General features: G+C 49.2%; 17 protein-coding genes. 12 read left to right on the forward strand and 5 right to left on the reverse strand.

Annotated features, from left to right (window positions below):
• Position 1: 1 nt before the first annotated feature.
• The 6 genes from ACHZBS_RS27520 to ACHZBS_RS27545 all read left to right on the forward strand — a co-directional run bounded on the left by ACHZBS_RS27520 (position 2) and on the right by ACHZBS_RS27545 (position 14,177).
• A complete protein-coding gene (locus tag ACHZBS_RS27520) occupies positions 2-736 on the forward strand; it encodes a 6-hydroxymethylpterin diphosphokinase MptE-like protein (protein ID WP_324292423.1) in 735 nt (244 codons plus the stop codon).
• Positions 737-769: 33 nt separating this feature from the next.
• Positions 770-1,609, forward strand: coding sequence for a glycosyltransferase (locus ACHZBS_RS27525; protein WP_319409737.1), 840 nt, complete (start codon positions 770-772; stop codon positions 1,607-1,609).
• A 16-nt stretch (positions 1,610-1,625) separates the two neighbouring features.
• A complete protein-coding gene (locus tag ACHZBS_RS27530) occupies positions 1,626-2,690 on the forward strand; it encodes a sialidase family protein (protein WP_319409738.1) in 1,065 nt (354 codons plus the stop codon).
• Positions 2,691-3,076: 386 nt separating this feature from the next.
• Positions 3,077-5,422: a tetratricopeptide repeat protein gene (locus ACHZBS_RS27535; protein ID WP_319409739.1), complete on the forward strand. Its 2,346-nt coding sequence runs from the start codon at positions 3,077-3,079 to the stop codon at positions 5,420-5,422.
• Positions 5,423-5,431: 9 nt separating this feature from the next.
• Positions 5,432-9,334: an FkbM family methyltransferase gene (locus ACHZBS_RS27540; protein WP_319409740.1), complete on the forward strand. Its 3,903-nt coding sequence runs from the start codon at positions 5,432-5,434 to the stop codon at positions 9,332-9,334.
• Between the two features lie 148 nt (positions 9,335-9,482).
• Positions 9,483-14,177, forward strand: a complete 4,695-nt coding sequence (locus ACHZBS_RS27545; RefSeq protein WP_319409741.1) for a glycosyltransferase — start codon at positions 9,483-9,485, stop codon at positions 14,175-14,177.
• 113 nt (positions 14,178-14,290) lie between these two features.
• Here the strand turns inward: ACHZBS_RS27545 and flaF are convergent, their stop codons facing one another.
• The 5 genes from flaF to ACHZBS_RS27570 all read right to left on the reverse strand — a co-directional run bounded on the left by flaF (position 14,291) and on the right by ACHZBS_RS27570 (position 18,451).
• Positions 14,291-14,683 carry a flagellar biosynthesis regulator FlaF gene (gene flaF, locus ACHZBS_RS27550; RefSeq protein ID WP_319410202.1) on the reverse strand — a complete coding sequence of 131 codons (393 nt, stop codon included), beginning with the start codon at positions 14,681-14,683 and terminating at the stop codon, positions 14,291-14,293.
• Positions 14,655-15,041 (reverse strand): flagellar biosynthesis repressor FlbT, encoded by a 387-nt coding sequence (locus ACHZBS_RS27555; protein WP_319409742.1) that lies wholly within the window; start codon positions 15,039-15,041, stop codon positions 14,655-14,657. Before ACHZBS_RS27555 ends, flaF begins: the two co-directional genes overlap by 29 nt.
• Before the next feature lie 610 nt (positions 15,042-15,651).
• Entirely contained in the window at positions 15,652-16,479 is an 828-nt protein-coding gene (locus tag ACHZBS_RS27560; RefSeq protein WP_319409743.1) for a flagellin, read from the reverse strand.
• Between the two features lie 198 nt (positions 16,480-16,677).
• Complete coding sequence (locus ACHZBS_RS27565; RefSeq protein ID WP_319409744.1) at positions 16,678-17,874, reverse strand: tetratricopeptide repeat protein; 1,197 nt, start codon at positions 17,872-17,874, stop codon at positions 16,678-16,680.
• Between the two features lie 379 nt (positions 17,875-18,253).
• On the reverse strand, positions 18,254-18,451 hold the full coding sequence (locus tag ACHZBS_RS27570; protein WP_319409745.1) for a hypothetical protein: 198 nt from the start codon (positions 18,449-18,451) through the stop codon (positions 18,254-18,256).
• Positions 18,452-18,499: 48 nt separating this feature from the next.
• On the opposite strand from ACHZBS_RS27570, the gene ACHZBS_RS27575 reads away from it, so the two are divergent.
• The 6 genes from ACHZBS_RS27575 to fliF all read left to right on the forward strand — a co-directional run bounded on the left by ACHZBS_RS27575 (position 18,500) and on the right by fliF (position 24,338).
• Positions 18,500-19,546, forward strand: a complete 1,047-nt coding sequence (locus tag ACHZBS_RS27575) for a sigma-54 dependent transcriptional regulator (RefSeq protein WP_319409746.1) — start codon at positions 18,500-18,502, stop codon at positions 19,544-19,546.
• A gap of 506 nt (positions 19,547-20,052) precedes the next feature.
• Entirely contained in the window at positions 20,053-21,423 is a 1,371-nt protein-coding gene (locus tag ACHZBS_RS27580; RefSeq protein ID WP_319409747.1) for a sigma-54 dependent transcriptional regulator, read from the forward strand.
• Between the two features lie 42 nt (positions 21,424-21,465).
• Complete coding sequence (gene flgB / locus ACHZBS_RS27585; RefSeq protein WP_319409748.1) at positions 21,466-21,894, forward strand: flagellar basal body rod protein FlgB; 429 nt, start codon at positions 21,466-21,468, stop codon at positions 21,892-21,894.
• 1 nt (position 21,895) lies between these two features.
• Positions 21,896-22,336: a flagellar basal body rod protein FlgC gene (flgC, locus tag ACHZBS_RS27590; protein ID WP_319409749.1), complete on the forward strand. Its 441-nt coding sequence runs from the start codon at positions 21,896-21,898 to the stop codon at positions 22,334-22,336.
• The gene (gene fliE / locus ACHZBS_RS27595; RefSeq protein WP_319409750.1) at positions 22,333-22,635 is read left to right on the forward strand and encodes a flagellar hook-basal body complex protein FliE; all 303 of its coding nucleotides are present in this window, start codon (positions 22,333-22,335) and stop codon (positions 22,633-22,635) included. Before flgC ends, fliE begins: the two co-directional genes overlap by 4 nt.
• A 101-nt stretch (positions 22,636-22,736) precedes the next feature.
• Complete coding sequence (fliF, locus tag ACHZBS_RS27600; protein ID WP_319409751.1) at positions 22,737-24,338, forward strand: flagellar basal-body MS-ring/collar protein FliF; 1,602 nt, start codon at positions 22,737-22,739, stop codon at positions 24,336-24,338.

Consider the following 24,338-nt stretch of genomic DNA (forward strand, 5'->3'; position numbering starts at 1 on the left):
AATGACGAATGTAAAGAGGCCATACCTGCGAAAGTTGGATAAGAGCCGGAATCGCGCCATGATAGCGACATATCATAATAGACATAGAGGTGAACGCTGTTTCATTATCGGAAATGGTCCCAGCCTGAATCAAACAGACCTAACATTGCTGAAGAATGAAATTACATTCGGGATGAACAAAATTTATCTAAACACCATAAAAATGGGATACCTGCCGACGTATATGGTCACGGTCAATCCTCTGGTTATCGCTCAAAGTGTTGAATGCTTGCTGCAAATGGATGTGCCAAAGTTTGTCGGTCACGAAGGGCTTAAATTTTTGCCCATAAGAGATGATATTATCTATTTCATGGCGTATTCTCAGAAACACCACTTCGCGGATACGATTCAAAAAAACATTTGGCAGGGCGGCACAGTTACCTACTGTGCCATGCAAATTGCGTACTTTATGGGATTTGAAGAAGTCGTTTTGGTTGGCGTCGATCACTATTATATGTGCAATGGAAAACCGAACCAGACGGTTATCTCGGAAGGCAAGGATATGAATCACTTCCATCCGGACTATTTCAGCAAGGGAATGCGATGGCAGTTGCCTGATATAGAAGCATCTGAGGAAGCTTATGCATTAGCAAAGGAAGCCTTTGAACGAAGGGGAGGTAGAATCATAGACGCGACCATAGGTGGCAGGCTGACGGTCTTCGATAGAATCAGGTATGCCGACGTATTCAAGCAATGATATCTTAACATTCCTCAATTATTATAAGAGATAATGAGATCAAAGGTTAGCATCGTTATTCCAACGTTCAATCAGGTACGGTATCTTCCCTCCTGTTTCGACCATTGCATTTTTCAAACCTATCCAAACTTGGAGATCATCATTGTTGATGGGGGATCAGCGGACGGTACCAAGATGTTTCTTGGTGGTTTGGAAAAACAAATTAGGGAAAAGCAATTCAATCCTGTTTTAAGAATGGACGAACTCGGTAACATTGTTCGTGAAGACATTCAAATATATCCGCAAAATCGAAAGGTACGAATCGTTTGTTTTGATAAAGACATCGGTGCTACCCAAACATACAACGAAGGACTATCGCGTGCAACTGGGAAATATTGCACTTATATTGTAGGCGATGATTTACCTCACCCCCATATGATCGAAGAAATGGTTGACGTTATAGAAAAAGAAAAGGTTGACTTCATTTATTCGGATATGAACCTAATTGATGACGATAGTCAAATTATTCGCCAGATGCGATTTCCTTATTATGATTTTAAAAAATGTTTTGCCGATTGGTTCCATTTGGGCGTCAGCAAACTCTACCGCACCGACTTGCACCAACGCGTAGGACTAATGGACGAGATTTTCACAGCCGCTAACGATTATGACCAATACCTTCGTTTTGCCATGGCAGGTGCCAAATTTTATCATCTTCCCAAAGTGCTGTATTCTGTTCGCTGGCACGGTCCTGAACGTAAAACTGGCCAGCACACCCCCGCAAGATATAAAACTCTTTTAGATGAATCAAAGCACTGTGCGCGTAGAGCACGCGCTTACCTAAAAAAAACTATCTGGCAAGATGCTGATGGACAGCATCTGAAGAGCAGTTGAACAGCGATTTGCTTTTATGTTTGCAAAAAGACTTCTTTTTAAGCAAAAAGACCATGCATTTTATCATGTTCCTTCCATCGTCATTGCTCCGGACGGCAGTGTCTTGGCTTTCTGCGAGGAGCGTTGGCGATCGCCGTGCGACGATACGGGGGAATGCCACATCGTGATGAAAAAAAGCACGGACCATGGGCAAACATGGGGTGATCTCATTCATCTTAGAAAGAAAGCTGAAGAAAAACATCATATGGGTTCAGCCGTCACTGATCCGGCGACCGGCAATGTCATGTTGATGTGTGGCGGTGGGTGGCTGAAAAGCGGCGACAACGGTGAAACTTGGCAAGAATGGCGGCCAACTGTCAACATCATTGAGGGAACCACCGGCAATAGCACCCATGGCAGCGGGCCAGGCATCGTCCTATTACATGGCAAGAACAAAGGCCGGATTGTCTGGCCAGCGCGAACCATCGTCTCCAAAGATGGTTACAACGACAGTTCCATCCCAGATCGGCAGGAGAAATGTTTCAGCTCGGCGATGTACAGTGACGATTGCGGTGCTACCATCCATTGCTCCAATTATTTTCTACAAGGTACTGGGGAAGCATGCCTGGCTGAACGATTAAACGGGGAACTCTATTTCAATACCAGAGCCTATTTCGACGATGGACGGCGCTACACGGCCATCAGCCATGATGGCGGATCTCATTTTTCGGAAGGCGTCCCGGATGGCCAACTGCGTGAAGTCCAGCAGGGCTGCAATGCGAGCATGGTCCGCTACCCGCAGGACCTGTGTGGCGGGCGTGATATCCTTCTTTTCGCCAACCCGGATAGTTCAGGAAAAATTCGGGAACATGGCGTGGTGCATGTCAGTTTCGATGGGGGAAAAAGCTGGCCATTGAAAAAGGCTGTCACCCGTTGGGGAGAGTGGTTTGATTATTCAGCCATGGCAGTATCCCATGATGGAACGATCCTGCTGATGTACAAAACCACACCCGACATGACGGGGATGCCTATCTCCGCAGATGGATGCTGCTCGATGGCCTTAATCCGTTTCGACCTTGATTGGCTGGAGGTACCGAGTTAAATGCGGTTTTTCGTTGATTCTATGTATTGAATGCTACATGTTGGAATTGCATTGTCGTTGCCAATAAATGATAAACCCCAAAAAGGAGGTCTCAACTTTGCCCGTCAGTGGAGAAGTCTGAATAACTGACTGAAACTAAATATTAAAACATCTTTAGCGTATTTAAGAAGATATTTAAATGGCCACACCTCGGTGTGGCCATTTTTTTTTGGTATGCTTATTGCGAAAACCAGCGGGGAGAATGAATGAATGAGGATTGGGACCCAAAATAGGTTTTTTTGTCAATACTTCAGCGGTCGCACGTCAGAATAGTGACGGGTTCGGTTTGGAGAGTTAGGGAAAAACGCCTGGTAAAAATTCTTTATAGTTGAATGGGTGATGGTTAAATGAATGTTACCGCACAACTCAAAATGGGCACGCAGCTTCATCTGGCCGGGCAGCTGGACGCCGCCGGGGACGTCTATGAGGCGATACTTCATGATTTACCGGATCACCCGGATGCACTTCATCTGTCGGGGCTGGTAATTTTCCAGCAGGGAAACGGCGACCTGGCCATCCAGAGAATCCAACATGCCATCGATCGACAACCGCAAAACATCGTTTTCAGGAAAAACTTGTGCTTGATTCTTTTTGCCGCCGGCAAAGTTCATGACGGCATTCAGTGTTGCAGAAAACTTATCGACGATTTTCCAGACTCAGTCGACATGCTTGTTTTGCTTGGCAACACGTACATGCAACAGCGGGCATTTAAGGAAGCGGTAGGATGCTTTATCAAAGCTGTTGAGATCGAACCGAAATACGTTGAGGTTATTCAAAATTTAGGTGTTGCATACCAGGAAACGGGGCAGCTGGAAAAAGCGATTTCCCAATACCGGCAAGCGCTTCAACTGGATCCGGATATGGCCGAGGCCCACTACAATCTTGGGAATGCGCTGCGCCTGTATAGCGGGGTGAATGAATCCGTAGTCGCTGCCTACCAGGACGCTTTGGCCATTCGACCCGACTACGTGGATGCCAGATTCAACCTGGCCAAAGCATTCGACGAACTGGAGCGGATCGATGAAGCGGTTTTCAACTATGCACATACTCTTAAGATTCAACCGGATCATATCGATGCCTATAACTGTCTGGGCAACGCCTACTTGAAACAGGGCCAGTTTCAGGCGGCCGCGAAGGCCTACGAACAGACAATCCGGATCAACCCCAATCATCACGAAGGATATTTTAACCTGGCCCTTGCCGCAAAACTGCAGGGGCACCTGGGCCAGGCGGCCGCATATGTGAATCAATCCTTGGTATTGAAACCCGACTTCGGTGACGCCTTAAGCCTGACGGTTCAAATTTTCCAACAGGCATGTGCATGGACTGATCTGGAACCGATTGGCATTCATCTGGACCGCATCACGGAAAATGAGCTGGCAGACGGAAGGTGTCCGTCGGAACAGCCTTTTCTCAATTTTACCCGGCATGCCGATCCGGCATTGAACCTGCGGGTTGCCCGAGCATGGAGCGATTGTGCCGAGGTGCGAGTTGCCCGCATGGGTGAGAGGTTTACCCACAACCGCCGCAAGCGTGAAGACGGAAAACTGGTGGTCGGCTACGTGTCGGAACGCTTCCGCAATGCAGCCACAGCCCACCTGATGCGCCAACTTTTTGCACTGCATGACCGGCGTCGATTTGTGGTTTACGCATACTCATTCGGCACGGATGACGGCAGTTTCTACCGTAAACGCATCGTTGAAGATGCCGATCGATTTGTCGATATCCGGCATCTTAGTGATATGGATGCCGCTATGCGAATACAGGCTGATGGTGTCGATATTCTGGTCGATCTTATGGGGTATATGAAGCACAACCGCATCGGTATTTTTGCGTTTCGTCCGGCACCCGTGCAGGTCGAATACTTAGGCTACCCCGGAACGACCGGTGCCGGCTTTATGGATTACCTGATTGCTGATTACGAGGTGGTCCCGGAGGGGGAAGAGCGTTGTTTTTCCGAGTGCTTGGTCCGGATGCCCCACTGCTATCAGGTGAACGACAACACCCAGCCTGTTTCGGAAAGCGTATTTAACCGTGGGGTGTGCGGCCTCCCGGACAACGCTTTCGTGTATTGCTCGTTCAATACGGATTATAAGATCGATCGATCCATGTTCCGGACATGGATGAGAATCCTCAATCAAGTTCCCGATAGCATTCTGTGGCTTTTGGTGAGAAGCCGGGAGACCAAGAGCAATTTAATCGATGCAGCCGTGGGTGACGGTGTCAACCGAAAGCGGCTCGTATTTGCCGAAAGCCTTCCCAAGCCTGAACATCTGGCCCGCATTAAACTGGCCGACCTCGCGCTCGATACCCGTATTGTCAACGGGCATACTACCACCACTGATTGTTTGTGGGCAGGGCTTCCGGTGATTACCCTGAAAGGCACTCACTTTCCTTCCCGCGTATCGGCCAGCTTGCTCAAGGCCGTTGAAATGCCCGAACTGATTTGCAACAGCCTCGATGCCTATGAATCCCTTGCGGTAAACCTGGCCCGGGATCGGGGGCGATTGGCAACGATTCGCCAACAATTGGCCGAGAAAAAAATGACCGCACCGCTATTCGATTCGGCGCTTACAGTTCGCCACCTCGAAAAAGCCTACTTGGACATGTGGGACAACCATATTCAAGGCCGAGGCCCGCAGGGGTTCACCGTCGAGAATCTTCAACCGGCAGACGGAAGATCGAATAAATAAAGGAATGATATGAAACCTGCGTTACCCACAGATATCTTCGATGGCAACATGAAACGGTTGAAAATGCATTTTCCGGAGGTGCATGCGCAATTACTCGGTGTTCATACAACCACGCCTTTCCAGGTTCAGCCGTTTGCAACGCCCCATGGTGAAATCAATATTTCGGCAACGCTTCCTGGCGGGGACACGGTCGATTTTTACGAAGAAACAGACATCACCGGCAATGTCAGGGCTAAGATGGCTGATTGGCAGTTGGAAACTGAAGATTTTCTTTTCTGCGTCGGCTTCGGACTGGGCTATGTCCCCCTGTTGGCCAGCCAGCAGTTTGCCGGCAAGCCCCGAATTGTTGTGATCGAGCCCAATCCCGAAGTCATGCGACTGGCGCTGCAGTTTGTTGACCTGCAGCCTCTTTTGGCGTACGAGCGTCTCGACATGCACCTCGGACCCGATTTGCCCGTAGCCGATATCATCGGCAAGTATGGGGAACGGGTATTTTTTGGGAAGAATCGGCTCATCAGCCATGGTGCTTCCCGATTGCTTTATGGCGAATCTTTTAAACGGTTGGAACACGACATTATCGACAACATCCGGGTGGTCAGAAATATCGGCTATACGGCCAAACATGCCGGCAAAAAGATATTTGCCAACACGATGGACAATCTTCCCGGTCTTTTCTCAGGCCCGGATCTGAGTCATTTGAAAAACCGCTTCAAGGGCTGTCCGGCCATATGCGTAGCGGCGGGTCCGTCACTTGACAAAGAATTGGAAAATCTTAAAGCGGTGGGCAATCGGGCGCTCATCCTGTGCGCCGATTCTGCTGTCCGTTCGCTCGTCAACGCCGGTATCCACCCTCATATGGTGGTTACCACCGATATGAATCCGGTGAATTTTGAAAAGCTGCGTACTTCCATCGACCACCTGAGAGAATCGGTGCTGGTCTTCAGCATCGAAGCCAATCCGGACAACGTAAGGACATTTCTCGGCCCGCGCCGAATTGCAGTAACATCAAAAAATGCCATTCTGAATCGATGGTTGGGACCGAAATGGTCTCTGGACTGGCGATTGCCGGCGATGACGTCGGTAAGCCACACGGCGCTGTTTACTGCCCTCGCCCTGGGTGCGTGCCCGATCATTCTGGTGGGGATGGATTTCGCATACACGGACGGTAAATCACATGCCAGCGGATCCGTGTTCCGTTATCCGGTCAACCGTGCAGCGGCCATTCGTGTTGAGGGGGTAAGGGGATTTCCCGTCAACTCGCTGCCGCAATTGATTACCGACCGAAAACAGATTGAGAATGCCATGGCGGCAAACCCGGTTCGGTTCGTCGATGTCAGTCTGGATGGTGCTTTGATTCATGGGGCCGAGAACAGGTCATTAAATGAAGTGATGGATACCATGCTTCCGACCGACCTCGACGTGTCGACTATTATAAGAAGCATTGACTGGACACCACCGGTTCCCGGAGGGACGGTCATCAAAGAATTCAAAGCCATGGCGGAAACAATAGACCGGTTTATATTCACTTGTCAGGCCAACACCGAAAAATGCCTATTCGATCATACGCTGCCGGAAGCAAACACCGACAGTCAATTTTACGAGCAACGTCTGGCAGAGATCAAGATCGTGCTGACCGCTTTTGAAAACAAGAATGGCAAACTGCTCAGCCTATTGAAACTGATCCGATACGGGGAGGTAAAAGAAATCACCCGGCGATTGGACGCCATCCGCGCCATGGGCCAAAATATGAATGATCCAGATTCAAGAACGGCGGAGGAGCTTGAGATTTATTTCGACCACTATAAATCTCTGGAAAATGCCGCCCGAAGGTTCAAAGAATCACTCTCGGCCGTCAACAACTACTTGATGAAAGAATCGGAAAAGCTACAGCGCGTTGCAGTCGCACCGAACGATTTTGCGCTCATTCTCGATCTGGCGAATTACTATCGACGGCATGATCTTTTCTGGAAAGCCGAACAATTCTATCTCCAGTATTTTGAAAATCGACCGGACGATATTCATGCCTGGATTCAACTGGTGCGCATGTTTGCAAAAAAAAGATTATGGTCGCTTGCCCAAAAATATGTTCGTCAAATGAAAGTGCGTTTTCCTAACGAGCAAAAAGTGACGTCATTGGAAACCGAAATCGATAGTGAAATAAACACGCTTTGCAATGCAGCGGCAGCTTCAATGGAAGTGGGCAACCCGGAAGAGGCCCGCAGAAAAATTTACGAATACCACACTGTGAGTGACGAGGACGAATCCAGTCGGCGTATTTTGGAAAAAATCAATGCCTATGACCGGGAAAATGCGCTTACCATGCTCCAATCCGAATCCATCCACCTGTCTGACGAGCAAAAGCGGACATTGGCTCAACGGATACAAACACTGACGGATAAAGGAGCGACTGAAGATGCAATTGGTATTCTGGAAGGTTTAGTGCAGGAAAGCGATACCGATGCCATTAAAGCGCATGAGAAAATAGGTGATATTCGACTGTCTCAGGATGATCCTACAAGTGCTGTGTGGCATTATCGACAAGCCCTGGATCGATCACCGGAAAACAACGAACTGGACTCAAAGCTTAAAGAGGTGCTTCAGCGCGAATCACAAAACCACAATCAGAGGACAACGATGACAGAATGCAGCGACCATCAAACGGATACACTGTCGGTGTCGGATACTCCAGAGGCGATATATCGTCAAGCCCAGACAAGGGTTGAACAGCAGGACTACCCGGAGGCAATCCAAATGCTGGAAAGACTGCTGGCGCGTTACCCGGATTTTGCGGTGGCGCACAATGACCTGGGTGCCCTATACTTCAACGAAGGCCGAACCGAGAAATCGTTTTTCCATTACTGCGAAGCGACACGAATAGAACCGGAACATACTGTATTTCAAAAAAATCTGGCAGACTTTTATTATGTCGTCAACGCAGAGCTTCAGCCGGCGCTTCAAATCTACGTCGACCTGCTTGCCAAAGATCCTGAAGATACGGAGACGCTCCTGGCGCTGGGACAGATTTGTACCGAGCTGGAGAAATTCGATGAAGCAGCGGTTTTTTTCCAACGGGTACTTGAACTGGATCCGATGAACAGCGATGCCAGCAGAGGACTCGAAGTCCTGTCAGTCAGAAAGACTTCTTCGCAAGAGAAACCATTACAGGAGAACCGCGTCAAATCGACTTCCCAAATAACCGGACAAAAAAAAATGCCAACTGCGGAAGATTCTCCATCGCCGGTTATCCAAACGGAAATCGTCGATAACGATCGGCGCTACGTCGTCAGGATTCCCGAACAGGAAGTGTTCAGAATTAAAAGCATTTTTGAACTCAACGAATACGCGATCCTGGCAAAACGACGCGGAACGGGTGTGTTCACTGTTTTTGACGTTGGCGCCAATGTGGGGATTTTTTCGCTTTCGGTTCACGCCAGGCATCCACACAGCAGGATTTTTTGTTTCGAACCCAGTCCGTTCGCCCAGACGCTTCTTGAAGCCAATGTCGGCGAACTGGCCGAAATGAGCATCTGCAAATATGGACTTTTTAACCGGGATATACAGACAACCATGCACATCCATCGGTTTAACACCGGTCAAAATTCAATCCGTTTTGTCGGACAGCATCATACCGACGCGGTTTCCGTTCAACTGATGGATGCCGGCAGGCAATTTGATGCTTTGGGGCTGTCACACCTGGATATTCTGAAGATCGACACGGAAGGGTGCGAATTGGAAATACTTGAAAGCATGGGCAACCGTCTGGACATGGTGGACTATGTATTGCTGGAATACCACTCTGAAAAGGATCGCAGAGCCATCGATGAGTTGTTGAAATCGTTTTACCTGTTTGGATCAAAGGCCGTCATGCCGGGCATCGGTACGGTAAAATATATTCACCCGGCCCTGGTTTAGCCGAAATTAATCCCTTTAAATAAGACAAGAATAAAACCGACGCCGATCATCACCGGCTATATGATTATAAAACTTGTATTCGTGACATCGAAAACTTTTTTCCGGCAAGTGTTAGAAGCGCGTCAGACTGAACTGGAGAAAACAACCATTGAAAAAAAAGAAGAAACGTATCGCCAGTAATGTCGCCACCCAAAGATCTGTCAGGGGCCAACGGACAGACAGATTGCAATTTGATCCCAATCGGGGAGATGAACTTCGCCCTTTTGGAGACCGGCCTCCATACGTGGATACGGAAAAGGGAGGCCGACTGGCCAATCTAAAGGTTTATAAGGATTCTCCAGAGTTGGACTCTATAGGCTACCAAAACGACGAAATTACAAGCAATGGTGAGCTCTCGGTTCTTCAAGCATTTTTACGATCAGGAGACGTGGTTTTTGATGTGGGAGCCAACCGAGGCGATTGGAGCTCTCTGGCGTTGGCAGTAACTGCGGCCGAAGCACCGGGGTACAGTGTAATGCAGAATCTAACGGCACCGGCGATGGACGCAACCACAACCCGATCAGGCTCGGTAACCGCCGATAAGCGTCAGGACGATTCGATAGTCGCGGTGGTCTTCAGTAAAGACCGGGCCATGCAACTCGAGGCCATGCTCAGATCTTTCCAACGTCATTGCCGAGACAATGAGGTAGCTCGGGTCGCCGTCCTGTATACCACCAGTGACGAGCCCCATGAAAATCAGTATCGGCAATTGCAGGCCATCTTTGAAAACATTGCGTTTGTGCGTGAAACCGACTTTAAAAATGATCTGCTGGCGCTGATGTCCGATCACCGCTTCGTCTTATTCCTGGTGGACGACAACCTGTTTGTAGCCGATTTTGCATTGGCCGATGCGCAGCACCATTTGGATCATCAACCCCAGGCGCTCGCTTTTTCCCTACGTCTGGGGCGTAATATCACCTATCATTACATGTCTGATAGGCCGCAAGCTGTTCCTGTCTTCGCGGCGCTGGGGTCGAATGTCCTCACATTTGACTGGACCTCGGGGTCTCGCTATTTTGGCTATCCTCTTGATCTTTCCAGTTCGGTGTATCGTACCAGTGACCTGCGACCACTTTTACTGGCGCTTGATTATTCCAACCCCAACACCTTGGAAGCGGTTTTGGACTTCAGCAAAGCCCATTTTCGGCCTGAACGCTGTCGCCTGCTGTGCTATTCCCGGTCAGTGGCTTTTTGCAATCCCATCAACATCGTGCAACGCACCTATAAAAATCGAGGTGGTCAAGCAACCCGTTATTCAGTGGTCCACCTGGCCCGGCAGTTTGACTCGGGTGAGCGTATCGACATTACCCCCTTTTCTGGCTTCACGCCCCACTCTGCACACCAGGAGGTGGATTATGTCTTCGAGAAGAGCGACAGTCGGTTGGCACGAACCGCAGCGAAGACACCGGCCGTGATAAAACCGGTGGCTGATTTTAATGTCAGTATCGTTATCGTTACTTACAACCGCTGTAAGTGGCTGGGCGAGGCTATGCAAAGTGCCCTGGCTCAGCGGTGTTCGGCCACCGAAATCTTGGTTATCGACGATGGCTCTACCGACGATACAGAAGCAGTGGTTCACTCTTTTGCTGATCCGCGCATTCGCTACCTGAAAAAGGAAATCAATCGGGGGCGGCCATTGGCCCGAAACACTGGTGTCCGAGAGGCAGCGGGAGATTATATCCTGTGGCTTGACGATGATGATCTGCTTTCCGACGATACCCTGGAAAACTATGCCGCGGCGCTCAGCGAAAACAAGCGCTACAACCTTTTGTATGGTAAGCTGCAATATTTTGATGGCAACAGCGGCGTTGACGGACGCCTTTTTGATCCCCCGGACTGTTCGCACCAAACGATCCGTTTGCTGAACGGATTGTTATGGGGTTGTGTGATTCCCAATCCGGGGACGATGGTGAAAAAATCCCTTTTCACCCAAGCTGGCGATTATGACCCGAAATATTTAAGAGCTCAGGATTACGAGTTTTGGACTCGTGCGGCCCAGTTTGCCATCCCTAAAAAGGTGGATGCCGTTGTATGTCGCTACCGCGTTCACGACCACAATATTTCCTATGGCGGCAGCATCGACACCTCCTATGAATCGGTCATCATGCGGAAACTGCTGCAACACCACAAGCTGCAGGAATTATTTCCGGACCAGATCTGGCGAGAGCCGGTCCCGGCCAGGACTGCGGTGTGCCGTACACTTGCCGCTAAGCTTTTCGAATATAACGACTATTTCAATGCACGCAAATATTTGCATCAAATTTCAGTCACCGATTTAAGTTCCGGAGACGTGTCCCAGCGCATCAAGTGCGATCTCTACATGGGTGATTTTAATCGTGCCCTGAGTGAATTTCATTATCTGGCCGCCAGTTCTCAACTGAAACCGTCGGTGGCCCAGGAAATACGGGAATATATGAGGGCATACATTGGGGATGTTAACGCCGTAAAGTCAGATTTCGACGTAAAACTTCCAGAAGCCTGGAATCGATGTCTCAAAGAACTCATCAAGCGTTATGATACCACATTCGATACAGTGATGTTGATGGGCCGATGGCTCGAAAGCGCGAACCTTCCCGCGCGCGCCTACATATTCTATAAAACAGCGGTTCGTTGCAACCCGGAAGATAAGGAAGCTCTAAGGGCGGCCAGAAGGGTCTCTCGCACGGAAGATGAAAAGCGAGAACTACTGGCGGTAAGAGATAGAATTCTGTTTAAGGAGAGATTTTACGACGATCCAAATTCAAGCGATCTGAATGATGCTGCCTCGCAGTTGGCTGACCCGGTCTTTCAGAACAATCGAATGGAGCAGGATTGCCAGTTTCAGACCGAATCTATTATCAACGAGGGACGACGCTGGTATCAGGCTGAGAAAACCGATCGTGCCGTGGATGTACTCATGAATGGCATCAAAAGCAGCCCTGATCAAGTCCAGTTGTACTATACCTTGGCAGAGATTCTGCGCGACAGCCATCAATATCATGCCTCCCTTGGCGTTTTAGAGCAAATTCCCTCCGGGAACGACGAATTGTTTACTCTGGAACTCACCGCCTTATGCCATGTGGGGTTGGGTCAATACCAGGAAGCGCAACCCATAGTTTCGCGAATGTTATCTTTGCAGCCTTCATCCGCCCCGGCGTTGAACCTGAAAGGCCAATTGGCCTTTCAGATGGGAGAAATAAATTCGGCTGAAGAGTGTTTTAAAAGGGCACTGGTCACCGCCCCGGGTGATGGCCACAGCTATTATTATCTGGGGACTTTGAAATGGGCAACCGCACAACAGGAAGAAGCACTGACATTATTTGAAAAGGCGTTCTTGCTTGACCCGACCACTGACGATATCAGGCATGCCTATTATACCGCCGTCAAGACGCTGGGCGTTACGGAAACCTTTCTAAAGGTATTTGAAAAAGCGACAAAAACCCACCCCCTAAATAAAAAACTGAGATACATGCACATTGAATTTCTGCTGGATTTGGGGCATAGGGAAGAGGCCATGTCGGCTATCGAGGCGGTAATGGCCGCTTTTGGCATCGATGATGGGCTGCTAAAGGCCGCTATCGCCGTTCGCGAAAAAATAGGTCCCCTGCAGATTACCCCTGAAGCTGTCCGGCAGGCAACGGTTTCGCTGTGTATGATCGTGAAGAATGAAGCCGAGCACCTGGCCCGTTGTCTTCAAAGCGTCAAACCCGTAGTCGATGAGATTATTGTGGTGGATACCGGTTCGACGGACCATACTCCTGATATTGCGAAAGCATATGGTGCAAAGGTCTTATCCATTGAGTGGCAAAGTGACTTTTCCGCAGCTCGCAACTACGGTATTGACCAAGCCTCCGGGGCATTTATCCTCATTTTGGATGCCGATGAGATGCTATCGTCTCAGGATTATGAAGGATTCAAGGCCTTGGTTGGCGAAGCCGTATCATCAACAGCCGCTTATTCCATCAAAACCCGCAACTATACCCATTTGATGAATCCCATCGGCTGGGTACCCAATGACGGCAACTATGTCCAAGAGGAGGCGGGTTCTGGCTGGTGGCCCAGTGAAAAGGTCCGGCTTTTTCCCAACGATCCCCGATTTCGTTTCGAATATCCCGTTCATGAGGTGGTGGGGCCGGCCTTGCAGCGTGCTGGTTTTGAGATTAAAACGTGCGCCATCCCGATCCATCATTATGGCAAGCTCAATACTCAAAAAAATAGCTTGAAAAATGAGGCCTATTTCGATATCGGCCTCAAAAAACTGGATGAATTCCAAAATGACACCACTGCCTTGTATGAGCTGGCCATACAGGCAGTTGAGCTGAAGCGCTACCCGGAAGCCCGAGAAATCTGGCAGCGCTATATTGAATTGGTCCCAGATACTCCAGTCGCTTTCATCAGTCTGGGCACGGTCTATGAGCAATTGGGAGACTACCGGCAGGCTTTGGCCGCTGCTTTCCAGGCACTGAAACTGGACCCCAAACTCAAGGAAACCCAACACAATTGTGCTTTGATGGAATTGTTCACGGGTGACGCGCCGGCAGCTATTTCCCGACTGAAAAACCTGCTTAAGCAGGAACCGGCCTATGTCGCAGCTCAATTCAAGCTGGCTGCTGCCTGTTGCTGTGATAAGCGTCAAAAGGAGTGGCGCCATGGTATTGATGCATTGCGCAACTCTCCACAGGGCAACGGTTTAGGTGCGGCCTGCAGGGAAATGGCCGCTGGTTTGCTGGCTGCCGGTCAGAAAGAATATGCACGACGACTTGTTGAGGCCACCCTGACAGATATCGGCGATGACGATGAGTTGCGGTCGCTGCTTGAAGCCTAACGCATTAACGCAGCTGATATACTATAAGCGATCAGAATGTAACTAAACCCCGACAATTTGACGGGGTTTTTAGTTGGTAGGATTAAACTCGAAACGTTTTTGCTCACCCGCAATCATGCTGGTCCACGAAGGCCGGCGGCAATGTTTTGATTGATCTTGATTATGATGTCCAATTTTTCAGGCGATGGGGAAGACATCGTTTCGAAGATGCGGCGATCAATGAAGCCCGCCAGCTTCAAGAGGTCGCGTTTTATCTCGGTGGGAAGCGGATTGTCGTTCTTTATCAGTTCGCTTTGGAAGATGCTCCAGATTTTCTGGTTGTATTTCAATGCGGTGTCCAGTTCTTCAAAAATGCCATCCTGCCAGTTTTTCTGGCATACCTGTAATTTAATCGCAGCCTGGGTAAGCACACGTGCTTCGGTTTCCCGACCCGAAACGGTGGCTTTCTCAACATCCTGATAGTTCTTGAAGGCGTTCTTATACACTTTTGATGACCTCCTGCTCATATTCAATCAATTTGCCGGCAAGTTTAAGCGCCATATAATACCTGTTGCTGACGATGTGATCACTGATTTGCTTGATCATCTCGAGAGCACTTGGGGCTGCCTGTATAAATGAAGACACCAGGTCCCAATAGGCTTTATGGTGGGTCGTCAGATTTTCTTCGTCGATGTACATCAGTTGAATGACAAAGTATATACGGCGGCCGGGTGTGTTGGCTTCCTCTTCCTTAAGGATGTTTTTTTCTCTCAACAGAGGGACTTTATTTTCAATGATCAGATCGCATTTGGAATCCCCATTGGTGATAACCGCGCCGCCAATAATCATTCGCTCTTTTGGTTTTAGTGTTATCTTTAGGCCCATAATAAGATAGAAATCCTCTCCGTGACGTAGGATAGGTGGTGCGCCTTCCGTGGATGCTGATTCAGATGCTTGCTGGTAAATCTATCAGTTTTTCTGTCATCTGTCGAAACTATAATCATTTTATCGGCATCAATGCAAAAAAGTGAAGGGGAAATCGACGGTTTATTCCTATTTTTTGTCCTCAAATCAGCACTGAAATCAACGATGAGCGATGCTTTCAACACATGTGGTTTGTCCAGTGAAAGCGTTTTATATTGGCCTAAACTGAGCGATTGTCGAGCTTGCCACAGATTCAAGGCAGATGTCGTCGCGCTATAGTGGACTATGTACGGCAACATCTAACGCCGAAGATGTGTGAGATCGTCAATCCCAACGGGTTTCTCATTTTTCAGGATAGTATTCGGAAAGATTCAATTAAATTAAAACCATATATCATCCTAAAAAATTTGAAACGCTCAGTTTGGGATCGGGAAACAGGACGGGCTGTGGATAATAGTCGAGGTAGATATGACTGTTCACCTTGTGAGCAGCCAGGCAGTGGAAGGGGAGAAGCTCCCCTTCCACTTTGTTTTGGCTGGTTATGAGAAAGGCTAATCAGGTTTGAACCCTGTTAGAACAATCTCAGAACAGACTGGGCAGCCTGGGAGGCCATGCTCAAGGAGGTGGTACCCAGTTGCTGACGTGTCTGCAGCATCAGCAGGTTGGCGCCTTCCTCGTTCAGGTCGGCGTTGGTCAGATTTGCCGCGCCATCTTCCAGGGTATTGATCATGTTGTCGGTAAAATCCTGGCGAATGGTAATGGTGGAAAGCTTGTTTGACAGTGCGGTAGAATCGATACGCAGTTGATCCCTGGCATCATCTAATTGGGTGATGCTAGCGTTGATTGCGTCTGTGCTGTCCCCCAGGTCGACAGCGCCCCAATCTGTGGCACCATCAACTGCCCCACCGGTCCCGTCGACACCGGTAACGGTCAACGTAGAGTCGCCGCTTTCGTCAAAAGTGATGTTAAGTTCCTGACCATCTACCAGCAGGTTGGTCCCCTTGTAGTTGGAGTCTGCCGCCACAGTGGCGATCTGGGATATCAGGTCGTTGTACTGGGCGGTAAGGTCGGCCCGTTCAGAGGTGCTCTGGTTGGCCAGGGCCGACTGGGCCAGTGATTTGGCCGAAGAGATCAGGTCGAGTACGGCGGTGATACCATTGTCGGCCGCCTTGATGGTCTGGATGGCCTCGCTCATTTCGTCCTTCCGGATGGCCAGGTCGCTGGAGCGTTGGGTGTGGCCCTGGGCTGCAAAGAAAGCGATGGGGTCGTCCAGTGCAGAATTGACCTTCTTGCCAGTAGACAGCCGAGTCTGGGTGAGGTCCATGGACTTGGCAGTTTTCTGAAGGCTGAAAAGATTCTGACGCATGCCTGACGTTAAGGTGATGTTGTCCATTGCCATGATATTTCTCCTTTTCTAGGGTTGGTTGATTTGGCATTTCTTGCCAAACATGTTGGTGATTCTTTAGTTGTATTGCGTTTGGTTCAGTCCGTGTTTTATCTCGCCTCCTTCCAGGACCGTCGTCTGTGACTTTCAGATTCTATATCGGTTTATCGGTGATGAACTTTAGCTTTTTTAGAGTAATTAACAGAAAATTTTTCATGCAACCCCATCGAATCCCCTAAATTGATCTCCGGAGGGATTCATCTTGTGACCAAACGCGTCCTTGCCGGTAAAGGTGAATTCAATGTGCGAAGGGTCGATGGTACCGTTGGCCGCTGCATTTTGGGTCAGGGAAAAGGTGACCACGGCGGTCTGGGCTTTTGCGTCATAGAATACGTGGTCCGGATAATTCGGGGGCATGATTTCAGTGTCAGCCACCGGTAATCCAAAGTTGTACATTTCCCCCGGCCCACTGCCGGTTGATCGGCCGATCCCCCAGTTCAAAATATTTTCCACCGACTCCCGATCCATCTCTTTGTCGAAAACGAACTTCATCGTAAAAGTTTTTGAAGCATTGGGATTAGCAAGGTAGGCATCCATTGACGCCACCGTCGTGTTCATGGGTTTCGATTTGAAAAAATTGGTGGAGTAGGCCAGGGAAAATTTTGGCGGATCGACTTCGTACATATAGCTGCTCAAACTGTCGGCGAGACTGGAAGAATTTTTATCCAAGAAATCGACGATTTCCTTGGCCTGATCCATTTCGCCCAAGTCAGCGTGGGCATAGCCCATTTCGGCATAAGCGTCATAGAAATCGCTCTTTTTACCTATAGCGGTTTTGAAACTCTGAATCGCGTCTTCGTAACGTTGCTCACGACTACGCACCAGGCCGATTCCGAATTCGCCGCTGCCGGATTCCGGTGCCAAGCGTTTGACAACATTGAATTGATTTTCCGCTGAACTGTATTGTTCCAATTCTAAATAAGCTTGGCCAAGCGAATAATTGTTCTTGGCACTGGTGGGGTTGAGCTTGACGGCCGCCTTGTATTCTTTTTCTGCGTCCTTTGGCCGACCTAAGGAAAAATAGAGGTTCCCCAAGGTAAGATGGGTGTCATCCCTGAACGGATTGAGATCCACGCTCTGCTGGTAGGCGTCGATGGCTTTTTCGGTCTTTCCCTGTTTCAGGTAGGCGTTGGCCAGATAATTGGAGGCGTCCGAGGAATATTGCCCTTGGGGTGAAAGCCCGACTGCCCGTTGAAATTCCCGAGCAGCTTCTTTGTAGTGCTTGTCCATATATAGATCAATCCCTTTGGTAAGGGCCCGACTGGACAGCTCGTCCAATTGCGATTGCTGCTGAATCGTAGCTGAAAACATGAGGTCGGCGTTGGCAGCGGAGGTTGAAAGTAAATCCATTGTTATTCGTCCTTGTGGTGCCATTGGAGACTGATCAATCTTAACGTGCTCTAAATCCATTATCGGATAAAGGTGAAGGGCACTTGAGTCTTTTTTGATAGGGATAAGTTATTTTGATCTATTAAGGCGGAAAAGTAATTTCAAAATGCAAAAAAATTGCAGATTGCAAAATTAAATCTGTTCGAACCGGCAATAGCGTCATTCACCTCAGAAATTGACCTCATTTTGATACGGAATAAGAAGATATTCCTTGTAATAAAAGGAGTTACGTACTCGCAAAGTGATGATTCCAGTCCACGTTTATTGGCGACCAGGCGATATTCCATATTTGCAATATGCAAAAGAATAGTAAGTTTTGTCTTTAACAAAACCTGCATGCTCAATTTGCCTTGATGGAAAAAAGAATTTTTTTTAGGAAGGCATCCCCCAATTGATAACAACCCCTGTGCAAGGCAATCTTTCCCTCAACTACATATGGTGGCTGCTGGCCAATAAAAGGAATGCCCTTTGCGGTAAAATAAAAAAGGAAGGGATCAAATATAAATGTCGGCAACAAAATTGCTAGTGCACATAGCATCGTTCAATTCCTTTAAAAAATAAAATTGAAAAAGCAGGAGGCGTCTACGTGCAAAATTCAGCAATGATCAACGACCCATGCATGGATGTGATTGTTGAAGATTCAGCTCCCTTATACGATGAGAGCGACGCATTTAAAGGAATCGTCGGTGAAAGCGCGAAGATGCAGGAAATTTTTCGTCTGGTTGAGCGGGTGGCCGACAGCGACAGTACCATTTTGATCAACGGCGAAACCGGGACGGGAAAAGGGTTGATCGCCCACGCCATTCATAAGCAGTCTTATAGAAAGGACCAGCCCTTCGTGTCGATCAATTGTGGCGCCATTCCCGAAAACCTGTTGGAGAGTGAGCTTTTCGGCCACCTGAAGGGTGCGTTTACCGGTGCCACGGCAAATAAAGTCGGCAAGTTCGAGGCCGCCAACGGCGGGACTATTTTTCTGGATGAAATCGGCGATATGAGCCAGGACCTTCAGGTGAAGATTCTGAAAGTGCTCGAAGAACGCTGTTTTGAACCGGTCGGTGGGTGTAAAACGGTCAAGGTTAATGTCCGAATTGTAGCCGCCACGCACCGAGATCTGGAAGAGGAAGTGCAGAAGGGTAACTTTCGGGAGGACCTGTTCTACCGGCTATTTGTAATCCCGATCAAGCTTCCTTCCCTACGGGAACGGCGATCGGATATTCCCCATTTTGTTGCCCATTTTTTAGATTGTCTCAACCAGACAAAAAAGACCCAAGTCAAATCCATTTCCGATGATGCATTGAATGTGCTTATCCAACATTCATGGCCCGGAAATGTCCGAGAATTGGCCAACCTGATGGAGCGGATGGTGGTAATTAAAGGGGATGGGGAGATCGGAATCGATGATTTGCCTGAAAAAATGAAAAATGATGCGCCCACAAACAGTTTTTGTGCTCCGGAAATAACCGGTGATGGGCTCTGCCTCAATACCGCTGTCAGCGAATTCGAAAAGCGGCTGATCTACCAGTCCCTGGAAAAGACCAAATGGGTAAAAAACAAGGCCGCCCAGTTGCTTCAAGTAAAGCGGACCACGCTGGTGGAGAAAATCAAACGGTATGAACTGCAAAAATGCGCATAGAAGAGGTTCCAAAATCGCGTCTACCAGCCATTGGCCGCGTTTCAAGTTGTTTCAAAAGGTCCGCCTATAATTTGCAGTATGCGGCGCTTTTTCATCTGCCTGCGTCTTGCTCCTGAATGCCATCCCAGCTTTTACAACCATTTCTAATCATAAGTACCCCAATGAAGGCGGTTTGAAAATTCGCCTTCATTTCCCGCGGATGTCAATGCGGTGACACTGATTAACTGGATTGATATCTCCGTTTCCCCGCCTCTTTAACCCTTCCGATTGTCTTAAACTTCTGCTTCAGATTAAAAACGTAAATTAACAGCTACTTATCGGTAGGATGGGATTGGTTCCGATCATCCTGGTATCCCTGGCAGCCAATTTGCAGTTTAACGTGAAACGGCTGTTAGGAGAGACCGCTTTGGGTTAGATTGCTAAGGTAATCGGCCAATCCGGAAGATTCACCAACTGCTGGATTTCTGCCTCCGCCGGAAAGACAAAGTTGATTTTAAAGAGACACGATGGAAAAGATTACCGCCTTACTTGTTGTTAAGGATTCGAATCTTCGAAGACATTTGTGTGGTGTCCTCGAAAAAAACAGTGCGTTGCAGTTCGAATCCTGCTCATATGCACAAAAGGCACTGGAGATCCTCAACTCCCGGCCATATCAGATCCTATACTCGGATCTGAGGCTGGATGATATGTCCGGTGTCGACCTGACTCTACAAGTAAAGCAGCAATTCTCCTCCATCCATATCCTGGTCGGCTCGTCCGTGGGTACTGCGCAAGACGTGATTGCCGCCATGCAGGCGGGTGCCTCCGATTTTATTATCGATCCGTCCGAAACCGAACTGATCGAGAATGCATTTGAGAAAGCCGTCCGGGATATCCTGAAGACCCAAACGCCCAGCCCCGTCAGTCGAAAAACCGACAAAGCATTCATCACCCGGGATAGTGCGCTTCTCGGCGTTCTTGACATCGCCAGAAAGGTCGCTCCGAGTTCGGCCACCATACTGGTTACCGGCGAAAGCGGTACCGGCAAAGAATTGCTGGCTTCCTTCATTCATTCAAACAGCAGCCGGAAGAATGAACCCTATGTAGCCATCAATTGCGCGGCCTTGCCCGAACAACTGGCGGAAAGTGAATTGTTCGGTCACGAGAAAGGGGCGTTTACCGGAGCGATTTCACGAAAGATCGGCAAATTCGAAAGTGCCGGAAAAGGAACACTGGTCTTGGATGAAGTCACTGAAATGGCCATGCCCCTTCAAGCCAAATTGTTACGAGCGCTTCAGGAGAGAGAAATAGTAAGGCTGGGAAATAACCGATCGATTCCAATTGAGGCACGGGTGATTGCCATCAGCAACCAGAATATGAAAGCAGCGGTCAAATCCAATGCATTCCGCGAGGATCTTTTTTATCGGTTAAACGTCATTCCTTTGACGATTCCACCGTTGCGGGAACGAAAAACCGACATTCCCCTGCTCGCCGACTATTTTTTTAACCGCTTCAGCAGCCAGAATTCCGGGACAATGCATACCATTTCCGATCAGGCGATGGATCTGCTGGTGAAACAACCCTGGCCGGGAAATGTTCGCGAGCTTGAAAATACCATCGAACGCGGTGTCCTGATCGGCAGCGGCGAAACACTCCTGCCTGAGCATTTTATATTGGAAGAAACCTTTGCTTCGGCCTCCCGACAGCCTTCGTTAACGGCGGGCCTGACCGTACGGGAAATGGAAAGAGATTTGATTCTCAACACGTTGAATGAAGTTAACGACAATCGGACGCATGCCGCAAAAATGCTGGGAATCAGCATCCGCACCCTTAGAAACAAATTGAATGAGTACCGCGAAGAAAAGGAAGGCAAGACAGTTGAGCAGGATGGTACATAATTTGCTCACCTCTCCATCAGAACCTAACAAGCGAGGCTAATCATGGATAATCAACCAGTCAATTTATTCGGCGGCGCCATTTCAACCTTGTCCAGGTCATTGGATTTGCGGGCACGCAACCATGAAATGATCCTCAACAATATAGCCAACGCGGACACGCCGAATTTTAAGCCATTTTCGATGAACGTTGAGGAAGCGCTTCAAAAAGACCTGCCGACGGCGGTTTCGACGCGGTTAAAACAGACCGATGAACAACACCTGCCGGGCTCAGCAATGTCCGATGATCCATCCGCTATCGCAACACAGTCAGTCGATGACCCGTTGCTGTTACGCGGGGATCGCAACGGGGTCGACATCGACCGTGAAATGACCGCCCTGGCAAAAAACAGCCTGCTTTACAAAGCTTCTGCTCAGATTGTCGCCTCTAAATTCAGTGGGTTGAAGCACGTTATAAAGGGAGGGTCTAACTAAAATGAATTTTCTCGACAGCCTGGCCATCAGCGCGACCGGATTGAGCGCCCAGCGTCTTAGAATGAATCTCATTTCGAGCAACATGGCCAATGTGAACACGACACGGACGGAAACCGGGGAACCCTACAAACGTAAAGACGCCATCTTCGAAGCGGTTCAAACCGGTGGTTTTAAAGACGTGCTGGATGAACGGCTGGGTCAAGCAAGCGGCGGTGTTAATGTGGCTCGTATCATCGAGGACGACAAGCCCTTTGTTGAAAAATATGATCCCGGCCATCCGGATGCCGACGAAAACGGTTATATCCGACTGCCGAATGTCAATATCGTTGAAGAGATGGTCAATATGATTTCCGCCAGCAGAAGCTTCGAGGCCAATGCCACGGCGATACGCGCCACGAAGGACATGACGGCGATCGCACTGGAGATAGGGAAAAACGTATGAACGATCTGACGATTTCGAATTTGCAGACGATCCTGCCGGAAATGGATGCCCCCAAAAAGCAGGCCATTGAGGAGTCGGCATCACCGTTCAGCGATTATGTCAAACGATCGTTGACGGAGGTCAACGGGCAAATGCTGAACGCGGATCAAGCCATCAACGATCTGACCACCGGCAAGAACCAGGATATTCACAACACGATGATCTCAATGCAAAAAGCCGAAATTTCCTTTGAGTTGGTGCTGCAGATCCGCAACAAACTCATGACCGCCTATGACGAGATCCGTAGGATGTCCATTTAAAATCAGTTGCAGGAGCAGCATCTTGCCGCGGTATCGTATAACATTAATCGCGGCTGGAAGCCGCTCCTGCATCAAGCCTGAAAGGTGAGTGAAGAGATACGATGGCCTTTTCATTATCTACACTGCCGCAGCAATTAAAACTGGCCCTCAAGGGCCTTTCTACAGGAAAACTGGTGGCCATGGCCATAATGGTCGGCGGCACCATCGCCGGGCTTGCCTTTTTATTGACCTGGTCGGAAACCGGCGACTTGCAACCCCTTTACAGCAATCTGGCGCCGGAAGATGCTGCCGCCATCGTAAACCATCTTAAAGAAAAAAAGATACCCTACCAGCTTACCATGGATGGTACGGGTGTGCGCATTCCCTATGAAAAAATCTATGAAATGCGGCTTGAAATGGCCTCGCAGGGGTTGCCGCGGGGCACCGATATCGGGTTCGAGGTTTTTGACGACACCCAACTGGGAATGACCGAGTTCGTCCAGAATGTGAATTACCAGCGGGCGCTCCAGGGGGAACTGAGCAGGACCATCAATACCCTGATGGAAGTGGAAACGTCCCGGGTGCATATCGTCATGCCCGCCCGATCCCTGTTTATCGAAGAAGAAGAACCGGCCACGGCATCCGTCATTCTCAAACTGAGGCGCGGCAGGCATCTAAGCAAAGACCAGATCCAGGGCATTGTCCACTTGATCTCCTCAAGTGTATCCCGTTTGAGTCCGGAGGACGTCACCATTATTGACAACAGCGGGAAAATGCTTGCCGGTTTCAAGGAAAAATCAACCGTCAGCCAAATTACTTCCAACCAGCTGGCCTTTCAGGAGAAAAAGGAACGGCTGCTGGAAAGTCGCGTCAAAACTATGCTGGAGAGCGTTCTGGGACAGGATAAGGCCATTGTCCGGGTATCCTGCCTGCTCAATTTCACCCAGCAGGAAAAAACGGAAGAGCTTTTCCTTCCGGAAAGTTCGGTGATCCGGAGCGAGCAGGCATCCAGCTCGGTTTCAAGTGACTCCGTTGGAACCGCATCCGGCGTTCCCGGTCTTCAGTCCAACGTGGTTCCCACCAATACAGGGACGGTTGCGACGGGAGGTGCCGGGAAGAATCAGAAGCAGCAGTTCACTAAAAATTATGAAGTGGGGAAACTGACCAACCGCCAAATCATGCCCATCGGCAGCATCCAACGCCTTTCCGTGGCCGTGGTGGTTGACGGCACTTACCAGCAGCCTGAAGAAGGTGCTGAAGGGGAACAGGCACAGTATGTTCCCCGCCCAACGGAAGAGATGGCCAAGCTCGAGAATATCGTCAAAAGCGCCGTCGATTACGATGCAGCCCGGGGGGATAAAATTGAAGTGGTCAATATTCCTTTCGAAGTGGAGCCGGCTTCCGATTTGACGGCTCTGCCGGAGTCTCCAGGGTGGATGGAGATGGTCAAGACCCATCAGACCTTGATCAAGTATGCAGCGGCGGCCCTGTTTTTCCTCTTGTCTTTCATGATGATCATCAAACCGCTGGCCCGCTGGCTGACATCCACACCGATTGAGGAAATCCAAATGCTCGAGCAGCTTCCGCAAACGATCAAGGAACTGGAACGCCGCTATGCAGAGTCTGACAAAGAAAACAGCTACACCCGGCAAATTGAAAGCGCGATCAATGAAAACCGTGCCGGCTCCACCCGACTCATGAAAGCCTGGCTCAAAGAGACGTGA

Source organism: uncultured Desulfosarcina sp., assembly GCF_963664155.2.
In the GTDB taxonomy this organism is placed as follows: domain Bacteria; phylum Desulfobacterota; class Desulfobacteria; order Desulfobacterales; family Desulfosarcinaceae; genus Desulfosarcina.